This is a genomic window from Methylorubrum rhodesianum (assembly GCF_014199985.1).
GTDB lineage: Bacteria > Pseudomonadota > Alphaproteobacteria > Rhizobiales > Beijerinckiaceae > Methylobacterium > Methylobacterium rhodesianum.
Genome location: NZ_JACHOS010000007.1, coordinates 60,016 through 76,197, shown reverse-complemented (window position 1 = coordinate 76,197; position 16,182 = coordinate 60,016). Strand labels below are relative to the sequence as shown.

The 16,182-nt window shown below is 69.4% G+C and carries 11 protein-coding genes; 4 read left to right on the top strand and 7 right to left on the bottom strand.

The features are described from left to right. Window positions 1–31: 31 nt before the first annotated feature. The 5 genes from HNR01_RS11625 to coxB form a co-directional block, all read right to left on the bottom strand. Complete coding sequence (locus HNR01_RS11625; RefSeq protein ID WP_183667832.1) at window positions 32–640, bottom strand: cytochrome c oxidase assembly protein; 609 nt, start codon at window positions 638–640, stop codon at window positions 32–34. Window positions 641–652: 12 nt separating this feature from the next. Continuing rightward, window positions 653–817, bottom strand: a complete 165-nt coding sequence (locus HNR01_RS11620) for a cytochrome c oxidase system small membrane protein (protein WP_017486502.1) — start codon at window positions 815–817, stop codon at window positions 653–655. Window positions 818–825: 8 nt separating this feature from the next. Then, window positions 826–1,779 carry a heme o synthase gene (locus HNR01_RS11615; protein ID WP_183667831.1) on the bottom strand — a complete coding sequence of 318 codons (954 nt, stop codon included), beginning with the start codon at window positions 1,777–1,779 and terminating at the stop codon, window positions 826–828. A 156-nt stretch (window positions 1,780–1,935) separates the two neighbouring features. Then, window positions 1,936–3,564: a cytochrome c oxidase subunit I gene (gene ctaD / locus HNR01_RS11610; RefSeq protein WP_017486504.1), complete on the bottom strand. Its 1,629-nt coding sequence runs from the start codon at window positions 3,562–3,564 to the stop codon at window positions 1,936–1,938. An 83-nt stretch (window positions 3,565–3,647) separates the two neighbouring features. Continuing rightward, window positions 3,648–4,487, bottom strand: coding sequence for a cytochrome c oxidase subunit II (gene coxB, locus HNR01_RS11605; RefSeq protein ID WP_017486505.1), 840 nt, complete (start codon window positions 4,485–4,487; stop codon window positions 3,648–3,650). A 255-nt stretch (window positions 4,488–4,742) separates the two neighbouring features. On the opposite strand from coxB, the gene fdhD reads away from it, so the two are divergent. Beyond that, complete coding sequence (gene fdhD / locus HNR01_RS11600) at window positions 4,743–5,606, top strand: formate dehydrogenase accessory sulfurtransferase FdhD (protein ID WP_183667830.1); 864 nt, start codon at window positions 4,743–4,745, stop codon at window positions 5,604–5,606. Window positions 5,607–5,649: 43 nt separating this feature from the next. Here the strand turns inward: fdhD and HNR01_RS11595 are convergent, their stop codons facing one another. Then, on the bottom strand, window positions 5,650–6,741 hold the full coding sequence (locus HNR01_RS11595) for a hypothetical protein (RefSeq protein ID WP_183667829.1): 1,092 nt from the start codon (window positions 6,739–6,741) through the stop codon (window positions 5,650–5,652). Window positions 6,742–7,362: 621 nt separating this feature from the next. On the opposite strand from HNR01_RS11595, the gene gltB reads away from it, so the two are divergent. Both gltB and HNR01_RS11585 read left to right on the top strand, forming a co-directional pair. Continuing rightward, window positions 7,363–12,081, top strand: a complete 4,719-nt coding sequence (gene gltB, locus HNR01_RS11590) for a glutamate synthase large subunit (protein WP_183667828.1) — start codon at window positions 7,363–7,365, stop codon at window positions 12,079–12,081. 131 nt (window positions 12,082–12,212) lie between these two features. Continuing rightward, window positions 12,213–13,646 (top strand): glutamate synthase subunit beta, encoded by a 1,434-nt coding sequence (locus HNR01_RS11585; protein WP_183667827.1) that lies wholly within the window; start codon window positions 12,213–12,215, stop codon window positions 13,644–13,646. A 73-nt stretch (window positions 13,647–13,719) separates the two neighbouring features. Here HNR01_RS11585 and HNR01_RS11580 read toward each other — a convergent pair whose 3' ends face one another. Then, window positions 13,720–14,664, bottom strand: coding sequence for an MBL fold metallo-hydrolase (locus tag HNR01_RS11580; protein ID WP_183667826.1), 945 nt, complete (start codon window positions 14,662–14,664; stop codon window positions 13,720–13,722). Window positions 14,665–14,842: 178 nt separating this feature from the next. Between HNR01_RS11580 and HNR01_RS11575 the strand changes: the two genes are divergently transcribed. Beyond that, window positions 14,843–16,180 carry a sensor histidine kinase gene (locus HNR01_RS11575; protein WP_183667825.1) on the top strand — a complete coding sequence of 446 codons (1,338 nt, stop codon included), beginning with the start codon at window positions 14,843–14,845 and terminating at the stop codon, window positions 16,178–16,180. Window positions 16,181–16,182 lie beyond the last annotated feature (2 nt).

Genomic DNA, 16,182 nt, shown 5'->3' with positions numbered 1-16,182 from the left:
CATTGTCACGCTTGCGCCGTCGCACGATCCCTCAAAAATTGCGCGTGGGAGCGGGCTTGGCCGCCTGCGCCACCGGCGCGCCGTTCTTCGAGGGGTAGTAGGTGTAGGACAGCGTCATCTCCGAGAGAGAACCGATGTCCGGATCCTTGCGCAGGGCCGGATCGACGTAGAACACCAGCGGGAATTCCGCCGACTCACCCGGCTGCAGCGTGTGCTCGTCGAAGCAGAAGCACTGCACCTTGACGAAGTAGCTCCCCATCAGGTCGGGCTGCACGTTGAACACGGCGATACCGGTCGAGGGCGTCGGGCCGGTATTCGTCACCTTGAAGAACACGGTCGCCGTCTGGCCGGGTACCGCCTCGACCCGGGACTGCTCCGGCTGGAAGCGCCAGGACAGGGTCTTCGAGACGTTGGTGTCGAACCGGACCAGGACCGGCGCCAGGGCCTCGCCGACCGCGACCGTGGGCGCGGCGCCGACGAGGGGGGTGCCGCCATAGCCGGTCGCCTTGCAGAACATCGAGTAGAGCGGCGCCGAGACGGCCGCGAGACCGCCCATGCCGAGCACCACGCCGGCGCAGGCCAGGACCGTCCAGCGCGTGCCGCGCGCCGCCCGCACCCCTCTCTCGCTCACATCCGTCATCGGTTCGGGTCCTCAGAGCGGCCGCTGCAGGACCTGCGGCCCGAGCTTGGCGATCGTCAGAACGAAGAAGATCAGCACCAGGGCGCCGAGCGTCAGGGCGATCGCCACCGAGCGCTTGCGGCGGGTCTTGGCCTCTTCCGGCGTCAGCGGGCGCACGCCTTCCGGCAGATCGGACATGGCAGGCCTCACGCTGCGACCGCGCGGAACAGTCCGAGCCCCTGCTCGGCGAGCAGCGCCGAGAAGAGCAGGAACAGGTAGAGGATCGAGAAGGCGAACAGCCCCATGGCCGCCTTGCGCTCGGACTCGCCCTCGCGCAGGCGGTACACCTGCACCGCGCCCGCGAGCATGCCGAGCCCGCCGAGCACGCCGACGGCCGCGTAGAGCCAGCCGCCGAAGCCGAGCGAGACCGGCAGGAGACCGAGGGGCGCGAGCAGCAGGGAGTACCAGACGATCTGGCGGCGGGTCGAATCCGGGCCGGCGACGTTCGGCATCATCGGGATGCCAGCGCGGGCGTACTCACCGCTCTTGACCAGCGCCAGCGCCCAGAAATGCGGCGGCGTCCAGATGAAGATGATCGCGAACAGCACCAGCGACTCGATGCCGACATGGCCGGTCACGGCCGCCTGCCCGACCACCGGGGGGAGGGCGCCGGCGGCACCGCCGATCACGATGTTCTGCGCGGTCGCCCGCTTCAGCCACATCGAGTAGATCACGGCGTAGAAGACGATGGTGAAGGCGAGAAGCCCGGCCGCGAGCCAGTTCGAGGCGAGGCCGAGGATCAGCACCGAGCCGACCGACAGGACGATGCCGAAGGTGAGCGCCTCGTCGGGGCGGATGCGCCCGTCCGGGATCGGCCGCTTGGCGGTGCGGGTCATCAGCGCGTCGATGTCGGCGTCCCACCACATGTTGAGGCAGCCCGAGGCGCCGGCCCCGACCGCGATCATCAGCAGCGAGATCGCCGCGATCACCGGGTTCACGGTGGCGTCCGAGACCACCATCCCCACGAGGGCGGTGAAGATCACGAGCACCATCACCCGCGGCTTGAGCAGGGCGAAGAAGTCGGCGACCTCGCCGCCCGCGGCGGAGGGGAGCGACACGCGGCCGGCGTCGGCGCTCAGGCTGTTCGACAGGCTCGTCATGGAAACCGTGATCTGACGCTTGTTCTGATGGTCTCGGATCGCGCCGTTCGCGGCGCCGCCCTTTGCGGGAGGCCTCTCCGACGTGGGAGAGAGGCCTCCGGGAAAGAGCGAGGACCGCCTGGGCGGTCCTCGCGATCCTGTTGTATCCCGCCTGCCTTAGTGGGCCGGCTCGTCGACGATCTTGGGGAGCGTCTCGAACTGGTGGAAGGGCGGCGGCGAGGACAGGGTCCACTCCAGGGTGGTGGCACCCTCGCCCCACGGATTGTCCGCGGCGCGGGTCTTGGAGCGGAAGGCCAGCACGATGCCGATCACGAACACGACCATGCTCAGCGCGAAGACGTGACCGCCCAGCGTCGCGACCTTGTGCCAGCCGGCGAAGGCCTCCGGGTAGTCGGCATAGCGCCGCGGCATGCCGGCCAGACCGAGGAAATGCATCGGGAAGAACAGGACGTTCGCACCGATGAAGGCCAGCCAGAAGTGCAGCTTGCCCGCCCATTCCGGGATGACGTGGCCGGTCATCTTCGGGAACCAGTAGTAGACACCGGCGAAGATGATGAACACGGCACCGAGCGAGAGCACGTAATGGAAGTGCGCCACGACGTAGTAGGTGTCGTGCAGGTACTTATCGACCGAGGAGTTCGCGAGCACGACGCCGGTGACGCCGCCGACCGTGAACAGGAAGATGAAGCCCACCGCCCAGTGCATCGCCGCGGTGAAGCGGATCGAACCGCCCCACATCGTCGCGATCCAGGAGAAGATCTTCACGCCGGTCGGCACCGCGATCACCATGGTCGCGAAGACGAAGTAGGACTGCGTCTGGAGCGACAGGCCGACGGTGTACATGTGGTGAGCCCACACGACGAAGCCGACGACGCCGATGGCGACCATGGCGTAGGCCATGGCGAGGTAGCCGAAGACGGGCTTGCGCGAGAAGGTGGCGATGATGTGCGAGACGATGCCGAAGGCCGGCAGGATCATCACGTACACCTCGGGGTGACCGAAGAACCAGAACAGGTGCTGGTAGAGCACCGGATCTCCGCCGCCCTCGGGGGCGAAGAAGGTGGTGCCGAAGTTGCGGTCGGTGAGCAGCATCGTGATCGCGCCGGCGAGAACCGGGAGCGACAGGAGCAGCAGGAAGGCGGTGACGAGCTCGGCCCAGGCGAAGAGCGGCATCTTGTGCAGCGTCATGCCGGGGGCGCGCATGTTGAGGATGGTGGTGATGAAGTTGATCGCGCCGAGGATCGAGCCCGCACCGGCGAGGTGGAGCGAGAAGATGGCGAAATCGACCGCCGGGCCGGGGTGGCCGGCCGAGGAGGAGAGCGGCGGGTAGACGGTCCAGCCGGTGCCCGCGCCGCTGGCGCCGGGGGAGCCCTCGACGAACAGCGAGCAGACGAGGCAGGCGAAGCCCGACACGGTCAGCCAGAACGAGATGTTGTTCATCCGCGGGAAGGCCATGTCCGGCGCGCCGATCATCAGCGGGACGAACCAGTTGCCGAAGCCGCCGATGAGGGCGGGCATCACCATGAAGAACACCATGATGAGGCCGTGGCCGGTGACGAACACGTTGTAGGTCGCCGGGTTGGAGAAGTACTGGAGCCCAGGCTCCTCCATCTCCATGCGGATGCCGAAGGAGAGGAACGCGCCGATGATGCCCGCCATGAAGGCGAAGATCAGGTAGAGCGTGCCGATGTCCTTGTGGTTCGTCGAGAGGAACCAGCGGGCGAAGAAGGAGGGTTTATGGTCGTGGTGGGCGTCATGCCCGGCATGTGCTGTGGCGGTGGCCATCGATCCTTGCCTTAATCAGATGTCTGTCGCCTCTGGCGAATGGAGGATCGGCCGGGACGGCGGCGCCCCGGCCCGATGAAGTGTCAGCGGGCGTCCGCGAGGCGCGCACCGTTGTCGATGGCGGCGTACTTGGTCTTCGCCTCGGTCAGCCACTCGGCATAGGCCTGCTCGCTGACCACGCGCACGGTGATCGGCATGTAGGCGTGACGGGCGCCGCAGAGCTCGGAGCACTGGCCGTAATAGGTGCCCTCGCGGTCGGCCTTGAACCACCACTGGTTCAGGCGGCCGGGGATCGCGTCGATCTTGCCGCCGAAGGACGGGATCGCCCACGAATGGATCACGTCGGCGGAGGTGACCTGCACCTTCACGACCTTTCCGACCGGCACGACCATGTCGTTGTCGGTGGCGAGAAGCTTCGGCTGCTGCTCCTCGTCGACGTTGGCGTCGAAGGTGAAGCCGCCCTTATCGCCCTCGGCCGGGTAGTCGTAGGACCAGTACCAGGCATGGCCGGTCACCTTGACCAGCACGTCGGCCTTCGGGTCGGAGAGCTGGGTGCGCAGCGTGCGGAACGAGGGGATCGCCACCGCCACGAGGATCAGGACCGGGATGATGGTCCAGGCCACCTCGATCATCGTGTTGTGCGTGGTGCGCGACGGCGTCGGGTTCGCCTTCTCGCTGAACTTGAAGATGCAGTAGAGGATGAGGGCGAGAACGAAGACCGAGATGCCGAAGGCGAGCCAGTGCAGCCCGTGCTCGAAGTTGAGGAGGTCGACGGCCTCGGCCGTGACCGGGACCTGACGGCTCATCTGCCACGGCTCGGGCTGGCCGATGCCGGCCGCGAGAGCGGAGGAGGACGAACCGAGGAGAGCGCCGAAAGCGGCGAGCCCCCACGATGACCGATGTTGCGCCTGCGTCGTCCGCATATCCCCGCTTGGCTCCCCTGATGCCTATGGTTTGTTTGCCCTTGAATTCGCCGATCAGCGTCGCAAATCCGAGGACTGCCCGACCTTGTCGCGGGCCTTGCCGGTTCCGGCGCGACCGTGTTGCTGCCGGATGGGCGGTTGCGACGTAGAACCATACTGATCATCAAATCGCAACCGCAACAGCACCGCTAAGCGTCGCTTGGACGCGGGATCAGGCTTGCGCCACGAGCAAATTGGCTGCCTCTGGGGATACGAATGCGGGACCTGAGCCGAAAATCTGAGGATGACTTCGGCGGGGACAGCCCCGCGACGTCGAGCAAGGTCGGCACGCTCGTCGTCGCCTACGACGCCCCCGAGGCGCGGCCCGACTCCCGCTCGCTGGCCGTCGAGATGCCGGTCAACGTCGTCTACGGCACCGTGCCCTACGCCGTGATGATGCTGACGCCGGCCGATCTCGAGGACTTCGCCTACGGCTTCAGCCTGACCGAGGGCGTGATCGAGTCGTCCGACGAGATCCGCGGCGTCACCGTCGAGCCCGGCGAGGGCGGCCTGCGGCTCCTGGTCGACCTCGCCCCCGGGCGGCTGCGCGAGCATCTCGCCCGCAAGCGCGCGATCAGCGGCCGTACCGGCTGCGGCGTCTGCGGCATCGAGGACCTTGCCGCCTTGCCGATCGCCAAGACACGGTCCGGCAAAGGTCCGCAGGTGACGCTGGCGGCGATCCAGACCGCGCTCACCGCCCTGCACGACTGCCAGACCCTCAACCGCGAGACCCGCGCGGTTCACGCGGCCGGCTGGGCCGGACTCGACGGAACGCTCGTGGCGGTGCGCGAGGATGTCGGCCGCCACAATGCTCTGGATAAGTGCATCGGGGCGCTGCTGCGCCGGGGCGTGCGGCCGGACGAGGGCTTCCTCGTCATTACCAGCCGCTGCTCCTTCGAGATGGCGGAGAAGGCCGCGACCCTCGGCGCCTCGGTTCTGGTGGCGATCTCCGCGCCGACCTCGCTCGCCATCGAGCGGGCGCGCTGCCACGACATGACGCTCTGCGCCATCGCGCGATCCGATACGCTCACCGTATTCTCGGGGCGCGAGCGGCTCCTGCTGGCCGGGGAGGGCGGCTGAGCCGCCGCTCCCTGAATCGATCCCGGCTCAGAACGATCCCGGTTCAGTCGGTGCTGCTGGCCTCGCCGCCGGCGCCGCCGGGAACGACGGTCGCCCCGCCGATCACCCGCACGTTCTTGCGCGCGCCGTCGGCCGGCGGATCCTGCCAGCCTTTGCCCGCGGCCGGCGCGGGCTTCGACTCGGCGGTTTTCGTGGGCTCCTTGGGAGTGTCCTTGGCCGTTTCCTTGGACGGCTCCGACTTGGCCGCCTCAGCCTTTCCGACCTCAGGCCGCACCTCGCGCGCCTTCGGCTCAACGGCCTTCGCCTCCTTCACATCCGGCTTGGCCGGCTCGGTCTTCACCGACTCGTTTCTGGCCGGTTCGGACTTGGCGGGTTCGGACTTGGCCGCCGGCGTCATCGCAGTGGATCCGGCGGGGCCGGACCGGAGCGAAGGCTCCGGAGCCGCCGGTGCAATGCGCGCCTGGGACGGGAGCTTGGGCGCCGGCGCGGTCCGGGCGGCCGCGCGCCGGGGCGTTTCGGAGCGGCCCACCGCGTCCGGGTTCACGCCGAGGGGATTGGCTTCGGGCCGCGTTGCGGGCGGCGCGCGCTCGACCCGGACGTCGCGGGGGGCGCCCCGATCGCTCCCCGCAGGTGCGTTGCGCAGGCCGGGCACGGAGGGGATGTCGGCCGGCGGCACGATCCGCTCCGCCTCGCGGAGCGGACGGCGCGGGCGCATGTCGTCCTCGGTCCAGCCGTAGCCCGGCGCCGCCGGCCGGATGCGGTCGGAGGGATAGTAGACGCCGCCGAGCGGTTCGCGCCCGATCACGTCGCCCTCGCGGGCATCGACCACGAGCCGCAGCCGCTGGCCGCGCGGGCTCGTCGCCTCGACGCGGTAGTTCCGCCCGTCGTAGCGGGGGCGGGCGATCTCGGTGAAGCCGCGGTCGCGCAGGTCCTCGACGACCTCGCGCGGCGGCAGCAGGCCGTCCTCCTCGAAATACACCACCCGCGGCGGGCCGTAGATCCCGCGGTAGAAGCCCTGGGCGGCGGCGGCCTGCAGGCCGGCTCCGGTCAGAAGCGCGGCGGTCAGGCCGAAGCCGAGGCCGCGACGCAGCACCGCTCCCGTGAGACGACCGAAGGCATGACGGCTCGAAGCCATAGGACCTCGCGAACCAAGCTTTTGCAGAAGGGAAGGTCCCGGGAGCCCGCTGTTGACCGCGGGTCCCCCGGCGTCACGGCAGACGCGATCCCCGCATTCCTTCCGTGCCGGCAAGGTTTTCTAAACGATTGAATGGGGCGACATTGCGGACCGGGCCGGAACCTGCCAGGACCAGGGACGCCGCCGTGCCGCCGGATACGCCGCGCGCCGACGAACCTCGGCTGCGCCACGCGAATTCAAGGCATGTTCAAAAGGACGACGGTGGCCGCCGGCGGCCCCTTGCTGGAATGAATGAAATCTGGCAACGTCCGCCTATAGGACAGTAAGACTGTCCCATTTGTCGCGCTTACCTTTTGTCGCGCTTGGCCGTCGGGCGAGCTTTGGGGATCCATCACGTGATCGACGTGACGTCCGAACGAGCTGACAAACCGGTGATCGTCGAGGCGATCCGGGCGAGCGCCGGCTGAGCGAGCCGGGGCTTCAGCCCGCGGGTTGGCGGGCGATTCCGGCAGGAAGCACCCACCAGACCCGACTTGAAAGTGATGGCGACGGCCCGGGCATCGTTGGTGTTCGGGCATAAAACATGCTCGCGTGCGGGCAGGGGTCGGAGATCTGCGGACGATGCGTGAAATCCCGTCTGAACTGTCGGTGCCGGCCGTGATCGGCGAGACCGCCGCCCCGTCGCGGGCCGGCGCCACGCCGCTGATCCTGCGCGACCCGGCGCTGCCGCGGGCGCAGGGCGCCTACGATCCGGCCCACGAGCGCGATGCCTGCGGCGTCGGCTTCGTGGCGGACATGCACGACCGCCGCAGCCACACCATCGTCGAACAGGGTCTCAAGATCCTGGAGAACATCGACCACCGCGGCGCGGTCGGTGCCGATCCGACCATGGGCGACGGCTGCGGCATCCTCACCCAGATCCCGCACGGTTTCTTCTCGGAGGAATGCTCGCGCCTCGGCTTCGAGCTGCCCCCGGCCGGCCAGTACGCCATCGGCCAGTTCTTCCTGCCGAAGGAGACGGATGCCCGCGCCGCCATCGAGGCGATCGTCGAGAAGACGCTGGCCGACGAGGGCCTGCCGCTGCTCGGCTGGCGCGACGTGCCGGTCGATTCGAGCGACCTCGGCAAGGCGGTGAAGGAAACCGAGCCGCATCACCGGCAGGTCTTCATCGGCTGCCCGGCGAGCGTGACCGATCAGGACGCGTTCGAGCGGCGTGTCTTCATCGCCCGCAAGGTGATCTCGAACCAGGTCTACGGCCTGGACGATGAGCGGGCGAAGACCTTCTATCCGGTCTCCGTGTCGAGCCGGACCATCGTCTACAAGGGCATGGTGCTCGTGCACCAGCTCGGCCACTACTATCTCGACCTCAAGGACACCCGCTTCGTCTCGGCGCTGGCGCTCGTCCACCAGCGCTTCGCCACGAACACCTTCCCGACCTGGCGCCTGTCGCACCCCTACCGGATGGTCGCGCATAACGGCGAGATCAACACGCTGCGCGGCAACGTGAACTGGATGGCCGCGCGCCAGGCCAGCGTCGATTCGGAGCTGTTCGGCAACGACATCTCGAAGCTCTGGCCGATCTCCTACGAGGGCCAGTCCGATACCGCCTGCTTCGACAACGCCCTCGAGTTCCTCGTGCAGGGCGGCTACTCGCTCGCCCACGCGATGATGATGCTCATCCCCGAGGCCTGGGCCGGCAACCCGCTGATGGGCGAGGAGCGGCGCGCCTTCTACGAGTATCACGCCGCCCTGATGGAGCCGTGGGACGGCCCGGCCGCGGTCGCCTTCACCGACGGGCGCCAGATCGGTGCGACGCTCGACCGCAACGGCCTCCGGCCCGCCCGCTACATCGTCACCGATGACGGCCTCGTCGTGCTCGCCTCCGAGATGGGCGTGCTGCCGATCCCGGACGAGAAGATCGTCCAGTCCTGGCGCCTGCAGCCAGGCCGGATGCTGCTGATCGACCTGGAGAAGGGCCGCATCGTCTCCGACGAGGAGATCAAGGGCGAACTCGCCTCCGCACATCCCTATGCCGAGTGGGTCAAGAATACCCAGATCGTGCTGGAGGAGCTGCACCCGATCCAGCCGCGCGCCTCGCGCACCGACGTGTCCCTGCTCGATCGCCAGCAGGCCTTCGGCTACACCCAGGAAGACCTCAAGCTGCTCATGGCCCCCATGGCCGTGACCGGCCAGGAGGCGGTCGGCTCGATGGGTTCGGACACGCCGCTCTCGGCGCTCTCCGACAAGCCCAAGCTGCTGTACACCTACTTCAAGCAGAACTTCGCGCAGGTCACCAACCCGCCGATCGACCCGATCCGCGAGGAGGCCGTGATGAGCCTCGTCTCGTTCATCGGCCCGCGCCCGAACCTCTTGGACATGGAGGGCGCCTCCCGGCGTAAGCGCCTGGAGGTCCGTCAGCCGATCCTGACGAACGGCGACCTCGAAAAGATCCGCTCGATCTCGCATTTCGAGGATCGCTTCGACACCAAGACGCTCGACATCACCTACGCGGCCGAGTCCGGCGCGGCGGCGATGGAGGGTGCGCTCGACCGCCTGTGCGACCGGGCCGAGGTCGCGGTGCGCGGCGGCTACAACATCATCATTCTGTCCGACCGGATGGTCGGGCCGGACCGCATCCCGATCCCGGCGCTGCTCGCCACTGCGGCCGTGCACAACTACCTGATCCGCAAGGGGCTTCGCACCTCGGTCGGCCTCGTGGTCGAATCGGGCGAGCCGCGCGAGGTGCATCACTTCGCCTGCCTCGCGGGCTACGGCGCGGAAGCGGTGAACCCGTACCTCGCCTTCGAGACGCTCATCTCGATGAAGGACGAGTTCCCGCCGGATCTCACCGACGACGAGATCATCTACCGCTACATCAAGTCGATCGATAAGGGCCTGCTCAAGGTCATGTCCAAGATGGGCATCTCGACCTACCAGTCCTATTGCGGCGCGCAGATCTTCGACGCGATCGGCCTGAACTCCGACTTCGTGGCCAAGGACTTCTTCGGCACGGCGACGACCGTCGAGGGCATCGGCATGGCCGAGGTCGCCCAGGAGACGGCGCTTCGCCACCAGGACGCCTTCGGCGACGCTCCGATCTACCGCAACGCGCTCGATGTCGGCGGCGAGTACGCCTACCGCCTGCGCGGCGAGACCCATACCTGGACCCCGGACACGGTGGCCACGCTGCAGCACGCGGTGCGCCTCGGCGCGGCCGAGCGCTACCGCGAATATGCCCGGCTGGTGAACGAGCAGGAGAACCACCTCAAGACCCTGCGCGGTCTGTTCCGGATCAAGACCGCCGCCGATCTCGGCCGCGAGCCGGTGGACATCTCGGCGGTCGAGCCGGCTGCCGAGATCGTCAAGCGGTTCGCCACCGGCGCCATGTCCTACGGCTCCATCTCGAAGGAGGCGCACGAGACGCTCGCCATCGCGATGAACTCGTTCGGCGGCCGCTCGAACTCCGGCGAGGGCGGCGAGGAGCCGCGCCGGTTCGTGCCGGGGCCGGACGGACGCTCGCGCCGCTCGGCGATCAAGCAGGTCGCCTCGGGCCGCTTCGGCGTGACCACCGAGTACCTCGTCAACGGCGACATGGTGCAGATCAAGGTCGCTCAGGGCGCCAAGCCCGGCGAGGGCGGCCAGCTGCCCGGCCACAAGGTCGATGCCAAGATCGCCAAGGTCCGCTACGCGACCCCGGGCGTCGGCCTGATCTCGCCGCCGCCGCATCACGACATCTACTCGATCGAGGATCTGGCCCAGCTCATCTTCGACCTGAAGAACGTGAACCCGGCGGCCGACATCTCGGTCAAGCTCGTCTCCGAGGTCGGCGTCGGCACGGTCGCGGCGGGCGTGGCTAAGGCGCGCGCCGACCACATCACCATCTCCGGCTTCGACGGCGGCACGGGTGCGGCCCCGCTCACCTCGATCAAGCACGCGGGCGGCCCCTGGGAGACGGGTCTCGCCGAGACGCAGCAGACGCTCGTGATGAACGGGCTGCGCGGCCGCGTCGCGCTTCAGGCCGACGGCGGCATCCGCACCGGCAAGGACGTGATGATCGCGGTGCTGCTCGGCGCCGACCAGATTGGCTTCTCGACCGCGCCGCTGATCGCGGCGGGCTGCATCATGATGCGCAAGTGCCACCTCAACACCTGTCCCGTGGGCGTCGCCACGCAGGACCCGGTGCTGCGCAAGCGCTTCAAGGGCACCCCTGAGCACGTCATCAACTACTTCTTCTTCGTCGCCGAAGAGCTGCGGGAGCTGATGGCGTCGATGGGCTTCACGCGGTTGGAGGATCTGATCGGCCGCTCCGACCTCCTCGACAAGCGCGAGGCGATCGAGCACTGGAAGGCCCGCGGCCTCGACTTCTCGAAGCTGTTCCACCGGCCCGACGTCGGACCGGAGGTGGCCATCCGCCATGTCGAGACGCAGCACCATCCGATCGACACGGTGCTCGACCGCCGCCTGATCGCGGGGGCCGAGAACGCCCTCGCAACCGGCGAGCCGGTCGTGCTCACCGACGTGATCCGCAACTCGGATCGCGCGGCGGGCGCCATGCTCTCCGGCGCGGTGGCGAAGCGGCACGGTCATGACGGCCTGCCCGACGACACCATCGTAGTGCGGCTCAACGGCACCGCCGGCCAGAGCTTCGGCGCGTGGCTCGCCGCCGGCGTCACCCTCGATCTGACCGGCCACGGCAACGACTACGTCGGCAAGGGCCTGTCGGGCGGCAAGCTGATCATCCGTCCGAGCGACGCGCTGAAGGCGCCTCCCGCCCGCACGATCATGGCCGGCAACACCGTGCTCTACGGGGCGATCGCGGGCGAGTGCTACATCCGCGGTGCGGCCGGCGAGCGCTTCGCCGTGCGCAACTCCGGCGCGATCACCGTGGTCGAGGGCATGGGCGACCATGGCTGCGAGTACATGACCGGCGGCGTCGTGGTGTCGATCGGCGTGACGGGCCGCAACTTCGCGGCGGGCATGTCCGGCGGCATCGCCTACGTGCTCGACGAGGACGGCTCGTTCCGCGACCGCTGCAACCTGTCGATGGTCGATCTGGAGCCGGTGGAGGAAGAGGACGACATCATGCGCCGCTTCCACCAGGACGGCGATCTGGAGACCAAGGGGCGGGTCGACATCCTCGCGGACATGTCGGGCCACGACGAGGAGCGGCTGTCGCAGCTTCTCACCAACCACCTGAAGTATACCGGCTCGCCGGAGGCCAAGCAGATCCTCGACGATTGGGCGGGCTACCGCACCAAGTTCGTCAAGGTGATGCCGGTCGAGTACCGCCGGGCCCTGCGCGAGATGGAAATGGCGCGCATGCCGGTGGCTGCGGAGTAGTCACGCGTCACACGGCTGCGTTCTTTCGCGCCATACGGTCGGCGGCCCGTGCCGCCGACCGACTCACAGCGATGACGGACAGACGGCAAGGCCGCGTGGTCGAGGGATCCGCGCCTGCGAAGGGTTGATCGATGGGCAAGGTCACAGGGTTCCTCGAATACGACCGGCAGGAGCAGAAGTATCAGCTCGCCGCCGACCGCGTTCGGCATTTCCGCGAATTCACGCTGCCGCTCGATGAGCACGACCTGTCGAAACAGGCCGCGCGCTGCATGGATTGCGGCATCCCGTTCTGCCACGGCCCGACCGGCTGCCCGGTCCACAACCAGATCCCGGACTGGAACGACCTCGTCTACCAGTCGGACTGGGAGGAGGCCTCGCGCAACCTGCACTCGACCAACAACTTCCCCGAATTCACCGGCCGCATCTGCCCCGCGCCCTGCGAGGAGGCCTGCACGCTGAACCTCGAGAACCAGCCGGTCGCCATCAAGACGATCGAGCAGGCGATCGCGGATCGCGCCTGGAACATGGGCTGGGTGAAGCCGGAGCCGTCGGCGACCCGCACCGGCAAGCGGGTGGCGGTCATCGGTTCCGGCCCGGCCGGCATGGCCGCGGCGCAGCAGCTCGCCCGCGTCGGCCACGACGTGCACGTCTACGAGCGCGAGCCGAAGGCCGGCGGCCTGCTGCGCTACGGCATCCCCGACTTCAAGATGGAGAAGCGCCACATCGACCGGCGCGTGAAGCAGATGGAGGCCGAGGGCGTCGTCTTCCACTACAAGTCCAATGTCGGGGTGAACGTGCCCCTGGAGGAGCTGACGAGCCAGTTCGACGCCGTGCTGTTCTGCGGCGGCGCCGAGGAGCCGCGCAATCCGCAGCTTCCGGGCCAGGATCTCGACGGCGTGCACTACGCCATGCCCTACCTCGTACAGTCGAACCGCCGGGTCGGTGCCGAGCCGATGCCGGGCAACGGCGAACTGCCGATCCTCGCCGCCGGCAAGAACGTCGTCGTCATCGGCGGCGGCGACACGGCCTCGGACTGCGTCGGCACCGCCTTCCGTCAGGGCGCTCTCTCGGTGACGCAGCTCGACATCCGCCCGCGTCCGCCGGAGCGGGAGGACAAGCTCACCGTGTGGCCCTACTGGCCGACCAAGATGCGCACCTCGTCGAGTCAGGCCGAGGGCGCCGAGCGCGAGTTCCAGGCCGCGACCCTGCGGCTGGAGGGCAACCGCAAGGGCCAGCTCACCGGCGTGGTCTGCGCCCGCGTGGACGAGCGGCGCCAGCCGATCGAGGGCAGCGAGTTCGTGCTGCCGGCCGACCTCGTCTTCATGGCGATCGGCTTCGCCGGCTCGGTGCGCAAGGGGCTGCTGGAGGAATCCGGCGTGGCGATGGACAAGCGCGACAACGTCATCGCCAACGATCAGGACTACCTGACCTCGAACCCGAAGATCTACGTCGCCGGCGACATGCGCCGGGGCCAGTCCCTGGTGGTCTGGGCGATCCGCGAGGGCCGTCAGGCCGCCCGCTCCATCGACGAGGCGCTGATGGGCACGACCGTCCTGCCGCGGTAAACCGCGCCAGCTTCGAACGAGAGGGGGGTCATCGCCGAGAGGCGGTGGCCCTTTTCGTTGGGCTTCCGCGGTCTCAGCGGTAGGCGCCGTCTGAGCCGGCGCGGTCGCGGACCTCCCATAGGTAGCCCGCCCCGTCCCGGAGGATCCGGCCCCGACCGGCGAGGTGCATCCCGGCGACGTCCAGCCCCTCGCCGGCGGCCCGGTCGAGGATGCGGCGGCGGGTGGCGATCGCCTCCCCCGGATCGGCATCCCAGATCACGGTCCAGTCCGGATGCGGCATCTGCAGCAGGCGGGAATGGAGGATGTCGCCCCAGATCAGCAGCCGCTCCGATCCGTCCTCGATCAGCACGCCGGCATGGCCCGGCGTGTGCCCCGGCAGCGGCAGGAAGGCGACGCCGGGCACGAGATCGGCCCCGCCGGAGACCCGGCGCACCCGGCCGGCATAGGCGGCCAGCACCGCCTGCGCAGTGTCGAAGAAGACGGCCATCGCGGCCGGCGCCCGAGCGCGGGCGCCTTCATCCGACCAGAACGCCGCCTCCCGCTCCTGAACCACCAGCTCCGCCCTGTCGTAGCGGGCGCGGCCCTCGCTCGTGAGCAGGCCACCGACATGGTCCGCGTGAAGATGGGTCAACCAGACGGTGTCGATCTGATCCGGACCGACCCCTTCCGCCGCGAGCGCTGCCGTGACCCGGTCGAAGCCCGGTCCGAAGACCGTGCCGCAGCCGGCATCGAGCAGCCAGTGTCGGCCACCGCGCCGGATCAGGAACGCGTTGACCGGCTCCGGTGAGGGTCCCTCCGGCGGGAGCCCGGCTCGCTCCAGCAGGGCCCGCCCCGCCGCGCTGTCGGCGGACGGGATCATGCTGGGCTGGAGCGGGAACAGGCCGTCGCGCAGCGGCGTGACGGTGAAGGCGCCCACGCGGTAGGCGGGAGCCGGGGTGGCCTGGGCGCCGGTGATCCGGAGGAACGGCAGGCCGACGCCCGCGGCGAGGACGGATCGGCGTGTGAGCGAGAGGGGCATCGGCGACGGGACCGGCAAAGGGGAGCGGGGGCCGCGATCCTGGCGAGCCGGCCGGCTGTCGCCCAGGGACGCGCACCCGCCGCCGTCCGGGCATTTTTCCCGATGACGCCGCCTGCCTCTTGCACAGCGGCATGCCGAAGGTTCCAACTCGGCGGACATCTCGCACTCGGTCGCCCCGATGAGCCTGCCCGCGCACCTCGCCCTGCGCCTTCTGCTCGTGACACTGTTCTGTCTGGCCGGCGCCGCCGCCTGGACCGTGTGGGAGACCCGCACCGGTCTGCGCGAGGAAGCGGCGGTGTCGGCGGGGCGGATCGCGGCGCAGCTCGCGCGGCAGCCGGGACTCGGCAGCCTCGGGCCGGCGGCGCTGCCGGTCAGCGAGCCGCAGGCGGAACCCACCGTTCTGATGATCCTGCCGGGCATCTGTGCGGAAATCCGCCTCGGCGCCGAGGCTCCGCGCCGCATCTGCGGCGATTGGGACGGACTCGTCACGGCGCCGGCTTGGCTCACCGGCGTCCTGGCGGCGGAAGCGGCGGCACCGGCGATCCGCGGGATCGTCTATCGCGGACGGCGCCTGGGAAGCGTCGCGGCCTGGCCCGATCCGGTGGCGGCGGCGGGACGCGCGTGGCGGCAGGTCCGGTTCGCGAGCGGCCTCGCCCTGTCGCTCGCCGGCCTCACCGCGATCCTCGGCTGGCTCTGCGCCACCCGCCTGGTGGCGCCGGCCGGCCGGATCGTTCAGGGCCTCGACGGCTTCGATGCCGGCCGGTCCCCTTCGCCGCTGCCGCGCTTCAAGGCCGCCGAGTTCGACCGGATCGCCGACGCCTTCAACGCCTTCGCCGCGCGCTTGACCCGAGCCGAGGCCGAGCGCACCGCGCTGATGCAGCGGCTGGTCCAAGTGCAGGAGGAGGAGCGGCAGACCCTCGCCCGCGACCTGCACGATGCCTTCGGCCAATGCCTCGCCGCGGCAGGCGCGCTCGCCGCCGCCATCGAAGCGGGCGTGCCGGAGGATCGCGCGGACCTGCGTGCCGATGCCGCCGGCATCGAGGCGGTCGTCGCATCCATGCGCGGAAGCCTGCGCGGCGCCCTGGCTCAACTCGAATTGCCCGACCTCGCCGGAATCGGCCTGGGTGAAGGTCTGCGTGGCCTGGTCTCCGACTGGCAGGCGCGCCTGCGCGCCGGGCCGCGCCTGCATCTCGACGTGGCGGGCGATCTCACCGGCCTGTCGGCGCAGGCCTCCGCGAGCCTCTATCGGATCGCGCAGGAGCTCCTGACCAACGCCCTGCGGCACGGGCGGCCGAGCCGGGTCTTCCTGCGGCTGCAGCGAACCGAAGCCGCGGGGGGCCCGATCATGCTGACCGTCCACGACGACGGCGGAGGCGAGGCCGCGCGCGTCGCCAGCGCGGCGGGCCGCGGCCTCGCCGGGATCCGGGCGCGGCTCGCCGCGCTCGGCGGAGACCTGTCCTTCACCGGACATGGCAGCGGCATCTGTGCCTGCGCCACCGTTCCGGTCCTGGCTTGAGG